At 36.6% G+C, this 18,858-nt stretch carries 19 protein-coding genes and 1 riboswitch; of the genes, 18 read left to right on the top strand and 1 reads right to left on the bottom strand.

Going from position 1 to position 18,858, the window contains the following annotated elements:
- The first annotated feature begins 3 nt into the window (after window positions 1-3).
- The 6 genes from ACFQ32_RS02220 (at window position 4) to ACFQ32_RS02195 (ending at window position 5,833) form a co-directional block, all read left to right on the top strand.
- A complete protein-coding gene (locus ACFQ32_RS02220; protein WP_046324783.1) occupies window positions 4-1,923 on the top strand; it encodes an acyltransferase family protein in 1,920 nt (639 codons plus the stop codon).
- An 11-nt stretch (window positions 1,924-1,934) separates the two neighbouring features.
- Window positions 1,935-2,876, top strand: coding sequence for a ribonuclease Z (gene rnz, locus ACFQ32_RS02215; protein WP_046324784.1), 942 nt, complete (start codon window positions 1,935-1,937; stop codon window positions 2,874-2,876).
- A complete protein-coding gene (locus ACFQ32_RS02210; protein WP_046324785.1) occupies window positions 2,869-3,663 on the top strand; it encodes an SDR family NAD(P)-dependent oxidoreductase in 795 nt (264 codons plus the stop codon). The genes rnz and ACFQ32_RS02210 overlap by 8 nt, the downstream gene beginning before the upstream one ends.
- An 8-nt stretch (window positions 3,664-3,671) precedes the next feature.
- Window positions 3,672-3,893 carry a lipopolysaccharide assembly protein LapA domain-containing protein gene (locus tag ACFQ32_RS02205; RefSeq protein WP_046324786.1) on the top strand — a complete coding sequence of 74 codons (222 nt, stop codon included), beginning with the start codon at window positions 3,672-3,674 and terminating at the stop codon, window positions 3,891-3,893.
- Between the two features lie 109 nt (window positions 3,894-4,002).
- Window positions 4,003-4,194: a 50S ribosomal protein L32 gene (gene rpmF / locus ACFQ32_RS02200; protein WP_034979275.1), complete on the top strand. Its 192-nt coding sequence runs from the start codon at window positions 4,003-4,005 to the stop codon at window positions 4,192-4,194.
- A gap of 91 nt (window positions 4,195-4,285) precedes the next feature.
- Window positions 4,286-5,833 carry a bifunctional metallophosphatase/5'-nucleotidase gene (locus ACFQ32_RS02195; RefSeq protein WP_046324787.1) on the top strand — a complete coding sequence of 516 codons (1,548 nt, stop codon included), beginning with the start codon at window positions 4,286-4,288 and terminating at the stop codon, window positions 5,831-5,833.
- Between the two features lie 37 nt (window positions 5,834-5,870).
- Here ACFQ32_RS02195 and ACFQ32_RS02190 read toward each other — a convergent pair whose 3' ends face one another.
- The gene (locus ACFQ32_RS02190) at window positions 5,871-6,077 is read right to left on the bottom strand and encodes a YjzD family protein (protein ID WP_046324788.1); all 207 of its coding nucleotides are present in this window, start codon (window positions 6,075-6,077) and stop codon (window positions 5,871-5,873) included.
- A gap of 107 nt (window positions 6,078-6,184) precedes the next feature.
- Between ACFQ32_RS02190 and ACFQ32_RS02185 the strand changes: the two genes are divergently transcribed.
- The 12 genes from ACFQ32_RS02185 to cmk all read left to right on the top strand — a co-directional run bounded on the left by ACFQ32_RS02185 (window position 6,185) and on the right by cmk (window position 18,849).
- The gene (locus tag ACFQ32_RS02185; protein WP_046324789.1) at window positions 6,185-9,325 is read left to right on the top strand and encodes a DNA polymerase III subunit alpha; all 3,141 of its coding nucleotides are present in this window, start codon (window positions 6,185-6,187) and stop codon (window positions 9,323-9,325) included.
- Window positions 9,326-9,489: 164 nt separating this feature from the next.
- On the top strand, window positions 9,490-10,449 hold the full coding sequence (gene pfkA, locus ACFQ32_RS02180) for a 6-phosphofructokinase (protein ID WP_046324790.1): 960 nt from the start codon (window positions 9,490-9,492) through the stop codon (window positions 10,447-10,449).
- Window positions 10,450-10,478: 29 nt separating this feature from the next.
- On the top strand, window positions 10,479-12,248 hold the full coding sequence (gene pyk, locus ACFQ32_RS02175) for a pyruvate kinase (RefSeq protein ID WP_046324791.1): 1,770 nt from the start codon (window positions 10,479-10,481) through the stop codon (window positions 12,246-12,248).
- A gap of 173 nt (window positions 12,249-12,421) precedes the next feature.
- The gene (locus tag ACFQ32_RS02170; protein WP_046324792.1) at window positions 12,422-13,309 is read left to right on the top strand and encodes a CvfB family protein; all 888 of its coding nucleotides are present in this window, start codon (window positions 12,422-12,424) and stop codon (window positions 13,307-13,309) included.
- A complete protein-coding gene (gene xerD / locus ACFQ32_RS02165) occupies window positions 13,302-14,210 on the top strand; it encodes a site-specific tyrosine recombinase XerD (protein WP_046324793.1) in 909 nt (302 codons plus the stop codon). Before ACFQ32_RS02170 ends, xerD begins: the two co-directional genes overlap by 8 nt.
- Window positions 14,211-14,219: 9 nt before the next feature.
- Window positions 14,220-14,579, top strand: coding sequence for a hypothetical protein (locus ACFQ32_RS02160; protein WP_046324794.1), 360 nt, complete (start codon window positions 14,220-14,222; stop codon window positions 14,577-14,579).
- The gene (locus tag ACFQ32_RS02155) at window positions 14,576-15,313 is read left to right on the top strand and encodes a segregation and condensation protein A (protein WP_046324795.1); all 738 of its coding nucleotides are present in this window, start codon (window positions 14,576-14,578) and stop codon (window positions 15,311-15,313) included. Before ACFQ32_RS02160 ends, ACFQ32_RS02155 begins: the two co-directional genes overlap by 4 nt.
- Window positions 15,303-15,911, top strand: coding sequence for an SMC-Scp complex subunit ScpB (scpB, locus tag ACFQ32_RS02150; RefSeq protein ID WP_046324796.1), 609 nt, complete (start codon window positions 15,303-15,305; stop codon window positions 15,909-15,911). The genes ACFQ32_RS02155 and scpB overlap by 11 nt, the downstream gene beginning before the upstream one ends.
- Window positions 15,912-15,913: 2 nt before the next feature.
- Window positions 15,914-16,630 carry a pseudouridine synthase gene (locus tag ACFQ32_RS02145; protein WP_046325201.1) on the top strand — a complete coding sequence of 239 codons (717 nt, stop codon included), beginning with the start codon at window positions 15,914-15,916 and terminating at the stop codon, window positions 16,628-16,630.
- Between the two features lie 29 nt (window positions 16,631-16,659).
- Window positions 16,660-16,774, top strand: a riboswitch (FMN riboswitch).
- An 83-nt stretch (window positions 16,775-16,857) separates the two neighbouring features.
- Window positions 16,858-17,544 carry an ECF transporter S component gene (locus tag ACFQ32_RS02140; RefSeq protein WP_046325202.1) on the top strand — a complete coding sequence of 229 codons (687 nt, stop codon included), beginning with the start codon at window positions 16,858-16,860 and terminating at the stop codon, window positions 17,542-17,544.
- A 103-nt stretch (window positions 17,545-17,647) separates the two neighbouring features.
- Window positions 17,648-18,124 (top strand): LysM peptidoglycan-binding domain-containing protein, encoded by a 477-nt coding sequence (locus ACFQ32_RS02135; protein ID WP_046324797.1) that lies wholly within the window; start codon window positions 17,648-17,650, stop codon window positions 18,122-18,124.
- A gap of 38 nt (window positions 18,125-18,162) precedes the next feature.
- On the top strand, window positions 18,163-18,849 hold the full coding sequence (gene cmk / locus ACFQ32_RS02130) for a (d)CMP kinase (protein ID WP_046324798.1): 687 nt from the start codon (window positions 18,163-18,165) through the stop codon (window positions 18,847-18,849).
- Window positions 18,850-18,858: the final 9 nt, after the last annotated feature.

Below are 18,858 nucleotides of genomic sequence, written 5' to 3'. Positions count from 1 at the left end.
AATATGGCAAAAAATCGATACATTACAGGATATTCTGGACTTAGGGCTTTAGCGGTAATCGGTGTGATACTTTATCACCTCGACCCTAATACTTTTGCAGGCGGCTATCTTGGTGTACCGATTTTTTTCGTACTATCAGGATATTTAGTTACCTGTCAGATGCTTAAGTCATATGAGGAAAGTGGCTTTTACGATGCTAAAAAGTTTTACTTGAGCAGATTAAAAAAGATTTATCCGCCATTAATTGCGGTATTATGGCTATCTGCGGCATATATAATTCTGTTTCAACGCAATTTATTGGCCAAGTTAAGTCAAATAGTCGTGACTAATTTACTCAATGTTTATAATTTTTGGCAGATTTTAAACGGACAAAGTTATTTTGAACGTTTTGCAGCTAATGAATCACCTTTTGTTCATTTATGGACAATGTCCATTAACGGTCAGTTTTACATATTATGGCCGCTAGTTATTTTTTTATTAGTGAAGTACGGTAAAAAGAGAAAAAACATTTTTAAAATTATTTTGTTTTTCACTTTACTTTCTGCAGTTGAAATGACGGTATTGTACAACTCTGGCGCCGACATCAATCGCATATATTATGGCACCGACACTAGATTTTTTTCTTTGGGCTTAGGGGCGGCTTTAGCAGTTATTTGGCCAATGGACAAGTTAAAACCTACTATAAAGCATAATGATTCAATTATTTTGGATATCATTGGTATGATTTGTCTCGTTGGTATAATCGCTTTGCTGTTTAATCCGTTAATGGCTGCTGAAAAGCCCTTTACATATTGCGGGGGAATGCTTTTGTTTACGCTGCTCGTAACTGTACTTGTCGGTATAATTGCTCATCCGGCAAGTCGCTGGAACAGGTGGTTAACTAATCCAATTTTTAACTGGATTGGATCTCGAAGCTATGAAATTTATCTTTACCAATTTCCCGTAATGATATTCTTTGAAGATAAAGTTTTTGACATGGCCGATCACGTGCAACTTTACCATCTAATTGAGCTTGTTCTAATCATTTTTTTAAGTGAAGCTGCGTACAGGCTGGTAGAAAAGCCTTGTGGAAAAATTTCAGGGCAAAAAGTTAAAAAATACTGGCAACAAATTTGGGATAAAAACACTAAAAATTATCTAATGAAAGCAAAAGCGGTACTGGCAGGTTTAATTTTTCTTACAGGGAGTACTGCAATTTTGATTTCACCAGCAGTTAAAGCGCAAAACTTTAATCAAAGTCAATTAGCGCGCAGAATTAGAGCTAATCGCAAACAACAAAAAAGAGATAATAATGAGTTAATAGCACAATATAAAAAAATTAGGCCTAAAGAGCAAAAAAAAGCTAAACTATTAAAAGAAGCTGAGCGAGCTGCAAAAAAGCATCCCGTTAATAAGTCTTTTACAAAATTTGGTATTTCACAAACGGAGTTACAGTTGGCACGAAAGGTAGAATTAACTGCAATTGGTGATTCTGTCATGGCGGGTTCGAGTGCAGACTTAAATCGTCTGCTGCCTAAAGCTGTGATTGATGCCGCAATTTCCCGGCAGCTGAATGTTTCCTTCGGCTTATTAAAACAATATCAAAATAAAAAAGTTTTAAGTAAAAATGTCTTAATCGGCTTAGGAACTAATGGCCCTTTCAAAATGTCCGATATAGATGATTTGATGAAACAACTAGGAAATAAACGACAAGTATTTTGGATTAATACCTATGTGCCGGCTAAACCCTGGCAAAATGAGGTTAACGGCTTATTAGCCAAAGCTGCCAAAAAGTATCATAATTTTGTAGTAATTGATTGGCACGCTGATGCAGAAAAGCATCCTGACTGGTTTTATGAAGATAGAACACACCCTACGCCATTAGGATCGAAGCATTATAGCGTCTTAATTGTTAAAAAAATAGTTGAAAAAGCTAAGTATTAGATAGGAATAAGATGGAGTTACAATTTTTAGGAACTGGAGCAGGACAACCTTCAAAGAAACGTAATGTATCAAGTATTGCTTTGAAAATGCTTGATGAGATCAATGAGATTTGGTTATTTGATGTGGGTGAAGCAACACAACACCAAATTTTACGAACCAATATTAGGTTGCGTAAAGTCACCAAAATATTTATTTCCCACAATCATGGTGATCATATTTTTGGGCTACCGGGATTACTGGCAACGAGATCTTTTCAAGGTGACGTGGGACCAATTACCATTTATGGTCCTGCCGGCTTAGAACAATTTGTACGGACGGCTTTAAAAATTTCTCGTACAAAAATTAGTTATCCGATCAAATTTGTCGTTTTGGACGAAGGTGGGTTAATCTATCAAGGAAAAGGTTTTAGAGTTTATACAGAAAAATTAGCCCACCGAATACCTAGTTTTGGCTATCGTGTAGTTGAAGATGATAAACCGGGAGAACTTTTAATGGATAAATTAGCGCAATATAATGTACCTAATGGTCCGTTACTTGGTAAACTTAAAAATGGGGAAGAAATAACTCTAGAAAATGGTACTATATTAGATGGTAAGAACTTTTTGGGACCTGATAAAAAGGGCAGAATAGTTACTATTATTTATGATACGCGCTCAACTCCTGCAATAGCCCAGTTGGCACAAAATGCGGATGTTTTGGTACATGAATCAACTTTTGCGGGTAATGAAACTAATTTAGCTCATTCGTACTATCATTCTACAGCCGTTGAAGCAGCAAAGATTGCACGTGATAATAATGTTAAATATTTATATTTAAATCATATTTCTGCCAGGTATTTGGGTGCTAAGGCCAAAAAATTGGAAAATCAGGCACAAAAAGTTTTTTCAAACACTAAATTGGCTAACGATTTTGATCGGATTGTAATTCCTATGAAAGGGGAAAAAAATGAGTGATTCTCTTAGAAATAAAGTAGTGGTAATTACTGGCGCTTCCAGTGGGATAGGTCACTCTATTGCGCTCGAAAGTGCTGGTAGAGGTGCAACAGTTATTCTAATCGCCAGAAATAAAGCCAAACTGGAAAAAGTGGCTTCTGAAGCCCATGAATTGTCGGGAGCTGCTTCTTATACAATAGCAACGGATATGAGTCAAAGTGATCAAATTGATACTGCTTTTACTAAAATTATTAAACTAACTAAGCATATTGATTATTTAGTCAATTGTGCTGGCTTTGGCAAATTTGAAAACTTTGTGGAATCTGATCGTCGCGAAGTTACTGCGATGTTTCAAGTTAACGTTTTAGGATTAATGTATTTTAGTCGTTTAGTGGGCCGCCTAATGATGGAACAAAAAGCTGGTCAAATCATTAATATTGGTTCGATTGCCGGCAAAATTCCTACTGTGAAATCGGCAGCCTACAGCGCGTCAAAAGCGGCAGTTATTCAGTTCTCCAATGTATTGCGGTTGGAGCTAAAACCATTTGGTGTTAAGGTGATGACGGTCAATCCTGGCCCTGTTTACACGAATTTTTTCAATATTGCAGATACTAGCGGCCATTATGCCGACAACGTCCAAAAATTCATGCTGGATCCGGATGATGTTGCTTGGCAAGTAGTTCATTTCTTCGGCAGTAATAAACGGGAACTAAATTTACCTGTCAGTCTGGCTGTTTTAGCGAAATTATATAACTTGTTTCCCAAGATTGGTGATAGGCTGTCACTTAAGTTTGCTTCTAGAAAGTAGTGCGGATTATGAAAAGTAAAACTAGTCAAATTAAACTTATTTTTACCTTAATTTTAACGTTATTGGCAGTGGTATTCGTTGTTTTGAATACTAATAATGTGGCTATTAATTTTGGCTTGTTCAAACTGAAATTACCTTTGATCATTATTTTAGTATTAATGATTATAATCGGAGTTTTGATTGGTTATTTTTGGGGCTCTTACGGTCATAATCAAGACAAGAATAACTAATATAGCTTGATTTATTTGGGATACAATAGTATCATTAACAAGCGTGAAGTATTTTGGGCGACTAAAAGCAGCCTAAAATCGTAATTCTACAAAAAAGGAGATCAGTTCAATGGCAGTTCCTAAAAGACATACTTCTAAGCAAAAGAAACGTTCACGTCGTGGTCATATTAAGCTAACTGTGCCAGCAATGCACTATGATGCAACTACTGGTGAATATCGCTTAAGCCACCGCGTTTCACCTAAAGGATATTACAAGGGTCGTCAAGTTGTTAGTCAAACTAACTCAAATGACAATCAATAATTAAGAGGCACCAAGAAGCGGTGTCTTTTTTTATGCAAAAAGATACTGATTTTTATTTGCTTAGTTTGATTAGAAAGATTAAAAAGACGAAATGAAATTAGTAATTTTACATTCTAGCGATATTCATGGTTTTATTATGCCTACTGACTATCAAAACCAGAATGACTATTCGGCTCCTTTCGGACTTAGCCGGCTAAAAAGCGCAATAGAAGAGCAAAAAAGAAAATATGGACCTGAAAACGTGATAGTTACGGATGCAGGTGACAGCCTGCAGGGTTCACCTTTAGCAGCCTATGTTCACGAAAGTAAAAATAACTCTGCATTAAAAAAGTTTGCTGAGTGCTATAACCAAATTAACTATGATGCGCGCTGTTTGGGTAATCATGATTTTAATTTTGGCTTGGATTATTTAAAACAGTATCTCTCATATAGCAAAGCGCCCTTTGTAAACAGTAATATTTTAGCCAAAAAAACTGGTCGACCGGCTTTTGGTCAAGATTATATCATTATAAATAAAAATGGCATAAAGGTGGGAATTATCGGAATTGCTACGCAGAGAATACCTTTTTGGGAACCAGCAGAACATGTTGCAAACTTGGAATTTATGTCTGCTTTTGCACAGGTTAAGCATTTAATACCATTTTTAAGGCCAAAAGTTAATGTTTTAGCTGTCCTTTATCATGGCGGCTTCGAGGCTGATATTGAATCAGGAATTAACACGGAACCAGCTACAGGGGAGAATGAGGGTTATCGTCTTTTACAAGAAATTCCCGCCATAGATCTATTGTTAACTGGGCATCAGCATCGCAAACTGAGTGCAGTAATAAATAAAACGGCGCTTGTCCAGCCGGGTTATCGTGGAGAAGCTCTGGGCAAGATAGTGCTGGAGATTGACAAGCATAGTAAGAAGATTAAATCAATGTCAGCTGAATTAATTGATGTAAGTGCTTATAAGCCCGCTGACGCAATTAATTCAGTCAGCTTAGCTTTAGACAAAAAGACGCAAAAATGGCTTGATCAGCCAATCGCTCATTTAGATAATCCTGCACCTGTAGCAAATGCTAATCAGGCAAGAATTGAGGGTTCACCTTTTATCAATTTGCTGCAAAATATGCAGCTTTATTTTACCCATGCAGATATTTCAGCAACTGCATTAATGAGCGAAACTGCCAAGGGCTTTGGCAAAAATGTTTCAATGCGCGATATTTTGTTAAATTATCCTTTTGCTAATCAATTGTGTGTTGTTAAAGTAACCGGTAAAGAATTACGCCATATTGTTGAATACTCACTTAAATTTTTAACTAAAGATCCCAATGGCCAGGTTAGCTTTGCCCCGCAATATCAAAGTCAACTTTTTAATTTTGATTTGTTTTACCCGCTTGTTTATGAAGCTGATATCAAAAAACCAGAAGGTGAACGTTTGACAAAGTTGGAATTACACGGACGAGCAATTTTAGCAAACAAAACATATCGCTTAGCTGTTAACAACTATCGTGCTATGGGTGGGGGTTTTTATCCTGAATACAGTATTAATAAGATTGAAAAAATTTGGGATAAAGATTATATAGAAATGTTTCAAGAATACTTAACTAAAGGTCAAATTAAAAGCGAAGTAACACATAACTATCATTTTAAGTAAGAAAAAAGTCATCAGCGGTAAGCTGATGACTTTTTTCTTACTTAAGTTTAGAATATTTGCTCTTGTCTTTATGAGAATGTGCTGTAATTGTAGGAATAATTGCTGCAAATAGCAAGCCGAAGATTAAACCTACAATAGCAGCCTCGCCAAAATTAAAAACATGTTGGGTTAACGGAGCGGCAATAAAGCCTACAATTAGCATGTAAACGACGCTCCAGCAAATAGTTACAATATATCGACCCATAGCGTTTCCTTCTTTCATACCCTTGAATTCTAACAAATATTATGCAGGTTTTCAATCCAAAAGATAGCTTTTTGGTATACTAAATTATATGGAGGGTGACCCGAAAAATGAAATATGCTGCATTACAGAATCTTAGTTCTTTCACACTTTTAGAAAGTCCAGTAAAAATTTATGATTTGGTTACTACTGCCAAAAAATTAGGCTATGAAGCTGTTGGATTGACCGATGTCAATGTCACATACGGGTTAGTTAACTTTTTTGAAGTTGCTCAAAAAGTTGGTATTAAACCACTTTTAGGGATGCAATTAAGATTAAACGGCTTAATTGACAGTGCTCACCAATATGATCTGATAGCACTGGCAAAATCTGATGAGGGTTACCGTAATATTTTGCGTTTATCAAGTAGAATTAACCTTTTGACGGATAATGGCAATAAGCAAAAAATCTTAACTTTAGCAGATTTGACTAAGGATTTGCATGAACTGATTTTGATAGAACCGGCAAATTCTCACAGTGAGTTGTTGAACTTGCAGGTACAAAATGACAAATTAGGGACAGATTTTTTGCGACAATTAATCAGTTTAGTACCTAAGTCAAGTTCTCTTTATATTGGTGTTTATGGCAATGAAAAGCAAAAAAAATACATTCAATATGTTAAAACTTTGTCAAAGCAATTTGAAGTACCATTAGTTAGCGTTGAAGATACTTGTTACTTAAAACCGCGTGACCAGTTTTTACGCAAAACTTTGCAGGCCATTAAAAAAGGAGAGGTGTTACAGGATACTGCCGAACTGGCAAAGCAGTCAGGTTCACATTATTTACCAGCCGTTCAGGAATTAAGTAAGCGCTACCATGAATTAGACTTGGATGACGCATTAAGTAATACCGGAAAGATAGCCTCTTTATGTAATGCTAAAGTTATTTTTCAAACGCCTGTCTTACCGAAATATAAGCAAAAAAAATTTACAAGCTCAAAGGATTACCTAAGGTATTTGGCCGAGAACGGCTTAAAGAGTCGTTTTAAGCAGCGCCAAGTTCCTGCAAGTTATCAAAAGCAGCTCAATTATGAGTTGCAGGTGATCGATCAAATGGGCTTTAACGATTATTTTTTGATTGTTTGGGACGTAGTAAACTATTGTCATCGAACTGATATTGTGATGGGTCCTGGCCGGGGATCGGCATGTGGATCTTTAGTTTCATATGCACTTAACATCACAGAGGTTGATCCACTTGAATATCATTTGCTTTTTGAGCGTTTTCTTAATCCAGCTCGCCACGAAATGCCTGATATTGATTTAGATATTCCTGACAATCGCCGTGACGATGTCATTAAGTACATGTTTACCAAATATGGTATGGATCACGCGGCACAAATTCTTACTTTTGGTACATTAGCGGCCAAACAGGTTTTGCGTGATACCGGACGGGTTTTTGGCTTGCAGGAAATGCAATTGAGTGAATGGTCAAAAAGCGTGCCTTTTGCAAAGGGTAAAATTAGTCTGGCTCAAGCCTATAAGGAATCTAAAAAAATGCAAATGCTGGTAAACGCTAGTGATACCAACAAACTGCTTTTTCAAACTGCCAGTGGCTTAGAGGGGTTACCACGACATTACTCAATTCATGCTGCTGGTTTAGTTGTCAGTGATAATTCTATTGCTGCCATTGCGGGCTTACAGGCAGGCCAACTGGGGATACCCTTAACGCAGCAAACTAAGAAATACGTGGAAGCTCTGGGTTTGTTAAAGATCGACTTTTTAGGGTTGAGAAACTTGACTATCCTCGGTGATACCGTAAAAATGATGCGTGAACAAGGTAAAAAAATCGCTTTTAATCAGATTCCTTTGGACGATCCGGCAACTTTAAATATTTTTCAAAAAGGCGAAACAGAACTAGTTTTTCAATTTGAATCTGCTGGGATTCGTAATGTGCTTCGGGAACTGCACCCAGATAATTTTGAAGATCTGGTAGCAGTTAATGCACTTTATCGTCCAGGTCCAATGCAGAATATTAACACTTTTATTGCTCGCAAAAAGGGTAAACAAAAAGTCACATATCCTGATCCCAGTTTAAAGACAATCCTGGCTCCAACATATGGAATTTTAGTCTACCAGGAACAGGTTATGCAGACTGCTCAGGTTTTAGCAGGCTTTTCTTTAGGCGAAGCTGATATTTTACGCAGGGCAATGTCAAAGAAGGACCAAAAAGTTATTGCACAGGAAAAATCTAAATTTATCTCTGGTGCTGTAAAAAAGGGTCATAGCATTCAAGTTGCCACTCGGGTATATGATTATATTGAACAATTTGCTAATTATGGCTTTAACCGTTCTCACGCTGTTGCGTATACTATGATTGCTTTTTGGCTGGCTTATTTGCAGGTTCATTATCCCGCTGAGTTTTATGCGGCGATGCTTAATTCTAATATCGGAAATCAAAATAAAGCAAGCGAATATATAATGCGTGCACAAGAAGACGGCGTTAAAATTTTGCCACCTGACATTAATAAAAGCACTTTATGGTATCAGGTAATTGATGGTCAAATTTTAGTTGGTCTCAGAGCAATTAAGGGTGTTAGAATTGATTTTCTTAAAGAGATAATCGCTAAGCGCCAGACAAAACCATTTACTTCTTTAGCAGGCTTTTTACGGCAAATTGATACTAAATTTATTAAAGCCAACAGTATTACAAATGTCATTGAGGCTTTAATTAAAGCAGGCTGTTTTGACCGGATAAACAAAAATCGTAACGAATTATTGCAAAATTGCCCTGAAACTATTGAAAATGTGAAATTGACAGGAGAGAATTTAGCTTTATCAGAAGGTCTGGGAGGTATACCCCTCAAAGCTGCCCCTGAACCAAGTAAACAGGAAAAAGCAGTCATGGAGGTAGAGTCTTTAGGCTTTTCCACGTTAACATCACCGTTAATAACGGTAGAAAAATACGCGCAAAAGTTTAATGCCAAAGCACTAAGTGAATTTCAAATTCATGAAAGCGGCATAGCTGTAGGAAAATTGATGTCATTAAAGTTAGTCAGAACTAAAAAGGGTCAAACCATGGCTTTTGGTAATTTTGCCGATACGACTAGTAAGCAGGATATTGTAATTTTTCCTGGTGTTTATGATAAAATTCAATCGAATTTAAAGGAGGGTAATATTTATTTATTAGGCATTAGAGTTCAGAATAATCGTTTCGATTCGAGAAAAAAACAATATATTCTAACAAATTTAAAGGTTGTTAATTTACAAGAGTAGGTTTTTGGGTTAAGCGTTAACAAAACAATTAATGTTACCGCTAACATCAAAAAAGACCGTCAAATCAAGAATTTTAATCCTTTTTTGTGAGATTTTTTCGTGAAAGAATGTTAAAATTTAATGGATGTGAGAAATTACACAATAAATCTTGATGAGGTGAATTCATGAAGCGAATTGGAATTTTAACGAGCGGTGGCGACGCTCCGGGCATGAATGCGGCTGTTAGGGCAGTAACTAAAACCGCTATTCATCATGGACTTGGTGTTGTTGGTATTCGTTATGGTTTTGCCGGGCTTGTAGCTGGTGACTTTGTAACCTTAACTGCTGAAAATATTGATCACATGATTAATGCAGGTGGTACTTTTCTCTACAGTGCCCGTTACCCAGAATTTGCACAAAAAGAAGTGCAAGAAAAGGGAGTGGAGCAATTAAAAAAGCATGACATAGATACCGTAATTGTTATTGGCGGTGACGGTTCATATCATGGTGCGCTGGCATTAACCCGTTTGGGAATTAATTCTATTGGTTTACCAGGTACCATTGATAATGATATTCCTTACACTGAGTATACAATTGGTCTTGATACCGCCTGCAATACTGCTATGCAAGCCATCGACAGAATTCGTGATACTGCCAGCAGTCATCACCGTGTTTTTGTTGTGAATGTAATGGGACGAGATTGTGGTGACATTGCTATGCGCGTTGGTTTAGCCAGCGGCGCGGATGCTATCGTCGTTCCAGAACGGCAATTTGATATTAAAGAAATTGCGGACAGATTAAAACGTGGTTTCAAAGACGGCAAAGACAATGGTATTATTATCTTGGCTGAAGGTGTCATGAATGCTGCTGATTTTAGAACCGAGCTTTTAAAATACGGCGATTTCGATTGCAGAGCCAATATTATTGGTCATATGCAGCGTGGCGGATCACCTACAGTTTTGGATAGAATAAATGCTACAAAAATGGGCAATTATGCAGTTAAGTTACTTCTTGATGGTAAAGGCGGTTTAGCTGTCGGTATGGAGAATGGCCAACTGGAAACCCACGATATTCTGGATTTATTTGATGAAAAACATGCCAGCGAAGAGTCGTTAATTGATATTAATGAAGAAATGACTAAATAATTAGTCGATTTTGGGGAGATTTTTAAATAATGAAGAAAACTAAAATTGTTAGCACCTTAGGGCCAGCTTCAAATGATATTGAAACTATTACAGCTTTGGCTAAGTCAGGCGTAAATGTATTTCGTTTCAACTTTTCACATGGTGATCATGCTGAGCATCTGTCACGGATGAAAATGGTTCGTCAAGTCGAAAAAGAAACTGGCTTAGTACTTGGTATCGCATTAGACACCAAAGGTGCTGAGATTAGAACCACTGATCAAGAAGGTGGCAAGTTTACCATTAATACTGGAGACCAAATTCGTGTATCGATGGATGATTCCAAGCCGGGTAACAAGGACATGATCCATGTTACTTACGAAGGTCTTTATGGTGACACCCACGTTGGTGGTCATGTTTTAATTGATGATGGTTTAGTTGACTTATTAATTAAAGAAAAAGACGAAGAAAAGAAAGAGCTAGTTTGTGAAGCGCAAAACACTGGTGTTATCGGTTCTAAAAAGGGTGTTAATGCACCAGGAGTTGAAATTCGCCTACCAGGAATTACTGAAAAAGATACTGATGACATCAAATTTGGTTTAGCTCATGGCATTAACTTTATCTTTGCTTCGTTTGCACGTAAGGCGCAGGATATACTTGATATCCGTAAGCTGTGTGAAGATGCAGGTTGTGATTATGTTAAGATTTATCCTAAGATTGAATCACAAGAAGGTATTGATAATGCTGACGAAATCTTGCAAGTTTCAGATGGTTTAATGGTTGCTCGTGGTGACATGGGTGTTGAAATTCCATTTATTGATGTCCCATTTGTTCAAAAAGATTTAATCAAGAGAGCAAACGCACTTGGTAAGCCAGTTATTACTGCTACCCAAATGCTTGACTCAATGCAAGAAAATCCTCGTCCAACTCGTGCTGAAGTATCAGATGTTGCCAATGCAGTTCTTGATGGTACTGATGCAACTATGCTTTCTGGTGAATCCGCTAACGGTTTGTACCCAGTTAAAGCTGTTTCAGCAATGGCTGAAATTGATGAAAGAACTGAACAAGAACTTCTTAAGCGTAATACTTTGGCTCTGCAAAGATTTGAAGAATACAAGGGTTCAAACGTTACTGAAGCTATTGGTGAATCTGTTGTGCGGACTGCCCAAGAATTAGGTGTTAAAACCATTATTACTGCAACTAATTCAGGCTATACTGCCAGAATGATTTCTAAATATCGTCCAAACGCCAATATTTTGGCCTTAACTTTTGACGAAAAGATCCAACACTCACTTGGCATTTCTTGGGGCGTTCAACCTTTACTTACTGACAAACCAGCTTCGACTGATGATATGTTTGAAGTAGCAGCTAATGTTGCCAAGGAACAAGGCTATGTTAAAGATGGTGATTTAGTAATCATTGTTGCTGGTGTTCCTGTTGGTGATTCAGGTACAACCAACTTAATGAAATTACAAATCATTGGTAGCAAATTAGCTCAAGGTCTAGGTGTTGGTAACGGCTCAGTTGTTGGCAAGACAGTTGTGGTTAATAGTGCTGAAGAAGCTATCAGCAAGGTTAAAGAAGGCGACATCATGGTTGCCAGAACTACTGATCCTGATTACATGCCAGCTATTAAGAAGGCTTCAGGTTTAGTTGTTGAAGCTTCTGGATTGACTTCACACGCTGCGGTTGTCGGGTTATCATTAGGAATTCCAGTTGTGGTTGGTGTTACTGATGCTACTGAAAAGATTGGCAGTGGTATTACTATTACTGTTGATGCTCGTCGTGGTGCTATTTACCAAGGTGAAGTTTCAAATCTTTAATTAAAGTAAAATGTGAAAATAGCCAGTAATCAGTACTGGCTATTTTTGTTTGCCTTTGATCGTGGTAAATTAAATGAAAATCATTAGTTAATTTGGTTTGACTGATATCAATTTAATCCGCTAAAATGATATACTTATTATCAGATCCAATATCTAGACTTAGGAGAATAATCATGCTAGGCACTATTGCAACTGGAAAAATAATAGATCAAAATGAAAATTCTTTTTTTGTTCAAGTCGAAGGTTTGACTTACGAATTGAAAAGAAAGGAAATTACTCAAGAAGAAAAGCCAGAACTGGGGGATCAAATCAAAGGATTTCTGTATGATAATAAACAGCATAATCGGGAAATGACCCAGTTTCTACCCTTTGCTCAAGAAGATCAGTATGCTTGGAGCAAAGTGACTGAAGTCAAGTATAGCTTAGGTGTATTTGTAGATATTGGTTTGCCAGATAAAGATATAGTGATTTCCTTGGATGATCTCCCTTATGACAAACAACGCTGGCCTGAAGTTGGTGATCAACTGTTAGTTCATCTTGAAACTGATGAAAAAGATCGTATTTGGGCAAAAATGGCGGATGAAAATATTTTTGAACAACTTGCAGCTCATTTTCCAGACGGTATGAATAATAAAGATGTTTTTGGGACTGTCTATTCAGCCCGTGAAGTAGGAGCATTTGTAATTACTAAAGAATATTATTTAGGCTTTGTTCATCCTTCACAAATGGCTCGTCCACTACGTTTAGGTGAACAGTTTAAGGGTAGAGTAGTTGGTGTCAGTCAGTATGGCCGCTTAAATTTGAGCAGCCTGCCGCGATCTTTTGAAGAAATAGATGATGACGCGCAGATGATTTTAATGAGTTTGCGCAGAAAAAAAGATAAAACATTACCTTTTTATGATAAATCTGATGCAGAGGATATTAAAAACTATTTTGGCATATCAAAATCAGCTTTTAAACGAGCATTAGGACACTTGTTGAAGGGAAAATACATAGTGGAAGATAAAACTACTGGAACAATTTCATTACTTAACGACCCCGAAGAAGACAAAAATGAATAAGTTGAATAAGTTAACAGAACAAGTTGAGGACTATTTAAGATTTAGTCAGATTGAGCGAGGATTAAGTGCTAATACAATCACTGCTTACAAGCAGGATTTAAGCTCTTTCATTGATTTTTTACAAAAGGAAAATTTAACTTCCTGGCCGACTAAAGCGATTGATATTGATGCTTTTTTGGCTGAGCAACGCGATCAAAAGAAGGCAACAAGTTCTATTAGTCGTTTAATTTCAAGTCTGCGAAAGTTTTACCAGTGGCTGGTAAGACAAAATATTCAAAAATTGAATCCTATGCTTGAAATAGACTCACCCAAAAAGCGTCGTCCTTTACCAGTTGCTTTAACCACAGTCGAAGTTACTGACTTACTTAAGCAACCTGATATAAAAAAGAAGCTGGGATTACGAGACCGTGCTTTACTTGAAACGTTGTATGCAACAGGAATAAGGGTGAGCGAATTAATAAACCTTAAATTTACCGACTTGCATGAAGAATTGAAATTAGTCAAAGTTTTTGGTAAAGGCTCAAAAGAACGGTTGATTCCTATTAGTAAAGTTGCTTTGTCCTGGATTGATAGTTATAAAGAAAAAGTACGTGATCCCTTGATATTGAAAGTGGGAAAAAACACGGATTTTATTTTTCTGAACAGTCGCGGCGGTTCTCTAACTCGACAAGCTGTGTGGCAAATTATCAAGCATTACTGCAAGTTGGCTGGTATTCAGAAAAACGTTACCCCTCACACTTTAAGACACACCTTCGCTACTCACCTACTTGAAAATGGGGCTGATTTGCGTGTGGTTCAAGAAATTTTAGGACACTCGGATATTAGTACTACACAAATTTATACCAATTTGTCCCAGAAACATATCATACAAGTATACGAGAAAACTCATCCCCGAATTTAAGGTGATTAAATGTTAATTGAATGTAAAAATGACACGGAAAAAGTAGCAATGGGTTTGTTATCCTATTTACCGGATTTTAAAAATCTCGCAAATCTTAAGGATGAAATTCAATTAAATAAAAATAGTGCTGAATTTTGTCTATATCTTTATCGGTCTAAGGATCCTAATTTTATTGGTGTGATTGGCACGCAAGCGAATAAACAATTTGTTGTCATTCGCTACATTTCATTTGCTCCTGATTTTCGCAAAGCTAAATATGAAGCAAAGGCAGTACAAGAACTGGCCCAAAGTAATCCCCAAAAAAGAATTACGGCTGTTCCTGAATATATTGATCTGATTAAATATTTAAAAAAGGACTCAAAAATATGAGTGCTAATCTTACTTTGGAATTACCCAATTTTGAAGGCCCTTTAGATTTGTTGCTGCACTTAATTAAAGTACAGAAAATTGATATTTATGATATTCCGATAGCCCAAATTACCAGCCAATATTTAGCCTATTTACATCAAATGCAAAGTCTTAATTTGAAAATTGCCGGTGAATACTTTGTCATGTCATCATTGTTGTTACGCATAAAGTCTCAATCACTACTGCCGCAAAATGATTTCATAGAAAATGATGAGGAACAGGAAGATCCTAGGGATGAACTCGTACAGCAGCTTATTACCTATTCAATATTCAAAAAAATTTCGGTTTACTTTAAAAAGCGTAACGAAAAGGTTCCCATTACTGCTGCTAAAGAGGAAAGCGTGCCCCATAGTAAAAAGATTCAGCCGTTACCTCGAGGACAAATTACTTCCACCGAATTGGCTAATACGTTTATTTTAGTATTACAAAGAATGAAGATCAGACAGCCAGATATTGTTTCGGTTGAGGTGAAAGAGACCTCTGTTAAAGAGATGAGTACTTTTTTGCAAACCGAATTGGCAAAGTGCAAAAAGGTCAGTTTTTTTGCATGTTGTCAAAAAATGAAAACTTTATCTGATGTTATTGGTTTGTTTTTAGCATTGCTTGAACTTTGTAAAAAGCAAGAATTGCGGGTAACACAAAATAGAACATTTGGCGATCTGAACTTGGAAAGAATTGATAGCGATGATAACTAAAATTGCCCAGTTAGAGGCTCTATTGTATGTGGCCGGTGATAATGGCATTGAAAGCACTAATTTGTGTGAACTGCTGCAAATTGGCAAGCCTGCACTGCGCGAATTAACTAAAAGCTTGCAGGAAAAATTACAGCAAAATTCGGATTCAGGTCTGCAAATACAGCAGCTGAACGATTCTTATAAATTAACAACCCGGCCGGAAGTAAGCAAAACAATTGAAAACTTTTTTCAAAAAGATTTAACTAAAAGTCTTAGTCAGTCCGCTTTGGAAATATTAGCAATTGTTGCTTATAAGCAGCCTATTACTCGGATAGAAATTGATGAAATCAGAGGGGTAAATTCATCTGGTGCTTTACAAACATTAATTTGGCGGGGTCTTGTAAAGATAAATGGCAAAAAAGAGGCTCCGGGACACCCTAATTTATACGTGACCACTGACTATTTTTTGCAGTATTTTGGTTATCAAAGTTTAGCCGATTTGCCTCTAATTGAAGATTTTGAAGATGATAGTGTTAATGCCGAAGGTGAAATCGATTTATTTGCGGCTAAGGGTCAAGCAGATAAAAATATTGCTAAAACTCAAAAAGGAGAATCATAATGGTGTTAGAACGATTACAAAAAGTAATTGCTGAAGCTGGAATTGCTTCACGACGCAAGGCTGAAAAAATGATCACCGCAGGGCGGGTGACAGTTGATGGTAATGTAGTTACAAAATTAGGTACTAAGGTAGATACATTTAGTAATATTACCGTCGATGGTGAACCAATTGAGCGGGAAAGTTTGCACACATACCTTTTTTATAAACCGCGTGGTGTGGTATCGACTGCCAGCGATGACAAAGGCCGAAAAACCGTTGTTGATTACTTTAAAGAATTGCCCTACCGCTTGTACCCAATTGGCAGACTAGATTATGACACGTCAGGTTTACTCTTGATGACCAATGACGGAGAGCTTGCAAATTTATTGATGCATCCACGCAATAATGTAGCCAAAGTATATGTTGCTAAAATTACGGGTGTGCTTTCTCCTGCAGAAATCAGTCAGCTTACCCACGGAGTAAAAATTGATCGTCATAGATGTGCTCCGGCTAAAGTTAAAGTAATTAGAACTGACCGCAAAAAAAACAGCCAAATAGTACAGTTAACTATTCATGAGGGGCAGTATCATCAAGTAAAAAGAATGTTTAAGGCAGTTCATCATCAGGTTAAAAAATTAGCACGTGAAAGATATGCCTTTTTAACCCTGGATTCTCTGATTTCCGGAAGTTTTCGCGAATTATCCCATGAGGAAGTTGACAGATTAAAAGACGTAGATTAAGATGGTATTTGAAAATTAAATATTAAGTTTGTTGTCTTCATGGCAGGGTGAAAATCCCGACCGGCGGTGAGAGTCCGCGACCCACGAAAGTGGTGGAATCTATTGTGATACCGATAGTTAAAGTCTAGATGAAAGAAGACAGACTAAACTAAAAGCCAAGATCTTTAGCTTACTTTTACTCGGTCTGTTGCTAGAAGCAGCAGACCGAGTTTTTTTTGGAGGTAAGAATTTTGCAAAGAAAAGGCAGAAATAATTTGGTCAATATAGTAGCATATACTTTAATTGGAACAATTGCATATGTATTAATGCTTTTGGAAATACCATTGCCTGTCACCAGCTTTTTAAAATTTGATTTTTCTGATGTTGTAATTACTATTGGTACTTTTTTATTTGGTCCATTACCCGGCATTTTCATCGCGTTTGTGAGAATGCTAATTAATTTAATATATAAAGGTTTTGCGCTACCAAGTTTAGTGGGTCAATCTGCGGCCTTTTTAGCATCAATTTCATTTGCTTTGCCGTTTTATTATTTGACTAGAAATATCAATAAAGATGAAAAGAGTTTTACTAAAAAACATTTAAAACCAATCTTAGGTATAGTTCTTGGCATTATAGCGATGGCTTTTGTTTTGTCAGTTTTAAATGCTCTGGTTCTAACACCTTTTTATGCAGCAACTACGGTACCCAATTTGCCAGCTATTCATGGTTATTCAGGTCTATTGGCGTTTACTGAGAAAGTTTATTTGGGCAAATTGCTCCACATTCCATCAATGAGTGCCTATATTTTTGGCATTATTGTGCCGTTTAATTTATTAAAAGGGGCAATAAATGGTACGGTGGTTTACTTATTGTTTGAAACTGTTTTGAGAACAATCAAACCATTTGTCAGGAAAAACTTCAATTTAAAAAACTAAAATCAGAAATTGTGAAATCGGTCTATTAAATGACCGATTTTTTTATCCACTTAAATGGTAAATATGCTAAAATTAAACAAGTTAGGTAAGGAGGCTTTTTAAGATGACTAATAATCCTAAGGGACCATATCAACATTATAAACGTCCGCAAAAAACCAGAGTTGAAACATACAACTCTGTTTCTAAAGGTTGGATTGTACTCATTGTTTTACTTATAATGATACTAATTGGCCTTGTTCCAGTAGTACATCATTTAGCAGCGAATAATAATTCAAGTAATAAAATAGTTGAAGTACGCAAAACTCATAAAAAAGCTGCCAAAAAAGCAAACGTTAAAGCTTCTCCTGCAAAAAACAAACTTGTCGAAAATAAAACTAAGAGCAAACCGAAGGCAAAACCCAAACCTAAGGTTAAGCATAAAAAGAAACACGTGAAAACTAAACAATATATAGTTCAAAGTGGAGATTCTTTAAGTAGTATTGCTCGTCGTTTTAAAATTTCTGTTGGTCAGTTAGCTGAGTTAAATCAACTTGATCCTAACAGTCAGGTGGATATCGGACAAGTACTGCGTATCAAATAACTTAGAAAGGATAGGGACTGCAGTCCCTTTTTTATTGAATGCAAGTAGCAATTGATGGACCAGCTTCAGCTGGAAAAAGTACAGTAGCAAAGATAATAGCTCAAAAATTGAACTTTACGTATATTGATACGGGAGCAATGTACCGTGCTTCTACCTGGTTAGCACGTGAACACAAACTTAGTTATAGTGATGAAAAAGGCATATTGGCTGCTATTGACAAAGAAAAAATTGAACTGAAAAGCGAAAATGGCCAACAAAAAGTTTTTGCCGGCGATAAGGATATATCTCAAGATATACGTACACCGGATATTTCTGCTCACGTTTCTCAAGTATCAGCTTTGGCAGGTATCAGAACTAAAATGGTCAGTTTGCAAAGACAAATGGCCGGTCAGATGAATGTAGTGATGGATGGTCGTGATATTGGGACCACGGTTTTGCCTGCAGCTGACGTTAAAATCTTTTTAATTGCGTCTGCTCATTCTCGAGCCCAAAGAAGAATGCTTGATTTTAAAGAAAGAGGAATTAAAACTAACCAGTCCCTTGAAGAAATTGAACAAGACATAGCGGAAAGGGATTATAAAGATTCGCATCGTAAAATTTCACCATTAAAAAAGGCACTTGATGCTATTGAAATAGACACAACTTCTATGACTATAGACCAGGTAGTTAATGCAATCTTATCTGAAATTAAAAAAAGTCAAAAAAACTATAAAAAAAGGGTATAAAACAGTAGA

The sequence above is a fragment of the Lactobacillus melliventris genome (assembly GCF_042679465.1).
GTDB lineage: Bacteria > Bacillota > Bacilli > Lactobacillales > Lactobacillaceae > Lactobacillus > Lactobacillus melliventris.
Note: the sequence above shows the minus strand (reverse complement) of the source record. Positions and strands in the feature narration are given on the sequence as shown.

What these genes read in the sequence shown, in the direction of transcription:
- ACFQ32_RS02220 (WP_046324783.1), top strand. Translation starts at nt 4, where the DNA reads ATGGCAAAAAATCGATACATTACAGGATATTCTGGACTTAGGGCTTTA.
- rnz (WP_046324784.1), top strand. Translation starts at nt 1,935, where the DNA reads ATGGAGTTACAATTTTTAGGAACTGGAGCAGGACAACCTTCAAAGAAA.
- ACFQ32_RS02210 (WP_046324785.1), top strand. Translation starts at nt 2,869, where the DNA reads ATGAGTGATTCTCTTAGAAATAAAGTAGTGGTAATTACTGGCGCTTCC.
- ACFQ32_RS02205 (WP_046324786.1), top strand. Translation starts at nt 3,672, where the DNA reads ATGAAAAGTAAAACTAGTCAAATTAAACTTATTTTTACCTTAATTTTA.
- rpmF (WP_034979275.1), top strand. Translation starts at nt 4,003, where the DNA reads ATGGCAGTTCCTAAAAGACATACTTCTAAGCAAAAGAAACGTTCACGT.
- ACFQ32_RS02195 (WP_046324787.1), top strand. Translation starts at nt 4,286, where the DNA reads ATGAAATTAGTAATTTTACATTCTAGCGATATTCATGGTTTTATTATG.
- ACFQ32_RS02190 (WP_046324788.1), bottom strand. Translation starts at nt 6,077, where the DNA reads ATGGGTCGATATATTGTAACTATTTGCTGGAGCGTCGTTTACATGCTA.
- ACFQ32_RS02185 (WP_046324789.1), top strand. Translation starts at nt 6,185, where the DNA reads ATGAAATATGCTGCATTACAGAATCTTAGTTCTTTCACACTTTTAGAA.
- pfkA (WP_046324790.1), top strand. Translation starts at nt 9,490, where the DNA reads ATGAAGCGAATTGGAATTTTAACGAGCGGTGGCGACGCTCCGGGCATG.
- pyk (WP_046324791.1), top strand. Translation starts at nt 10,479, where the DNA reads ATGAAGAAAACTAAAATTGTTAGCACCTTAGGGCCAGCTTCAAATGAT.
- ACFQ32_RS02170 (WP_046324792.1), top strand. Translation starts at nt 12,422, where the DNA reads ATGCTAGGCACTATTGCAACTGGAAAAATAATAGATCAAAATGAAAAT.
- xerD (WP_046324793.1), top strand. Translation starts at nt 13,302, where the DNA reads ATGAATAAGTTGAATAAGTTAACAGAACAAGTTGAGGACTATTTAAGA.
- ACFQ32_RS02160 (WP_046324794.1), top strand. Translation starts at nt 14,220, where the DNA reads ATGTTAATTGAATGTAAAAATGACACGGAAAAAGTAGCAATGGGTTTG.
- ACFQ32_RS02155 (WP_046324795.1), top strand. Translation starts at nt 14,576, where the DNA reads ATGAGTGCTAATCTTACTTTGGAATTACCCAATTTTGAAGGCCCTTTA.
- scpB (WP_046324796.1), top strand. Translation starts at nt 15,303, where the DNA reads ATGATAACTAAAATTGCCCAGTTAGAGGCTCTATTGTATGTGGCCGGT.
- ACFQ32_RS02135 (WP_046324797.1), top strand. Translation starts at nt 17,648, where the DNA reads ATGACTAATAATCCTAAGGGACCATATCAACATTATAAACGTCCGCAA.
- cmk (WP_046324798.1), top strand. Translation starts at nt 18,163, where the DNA reads ATGCAAGTAGCAATTGATGGACCAGCTTCAGCTGGAAAAAGTACAGTA.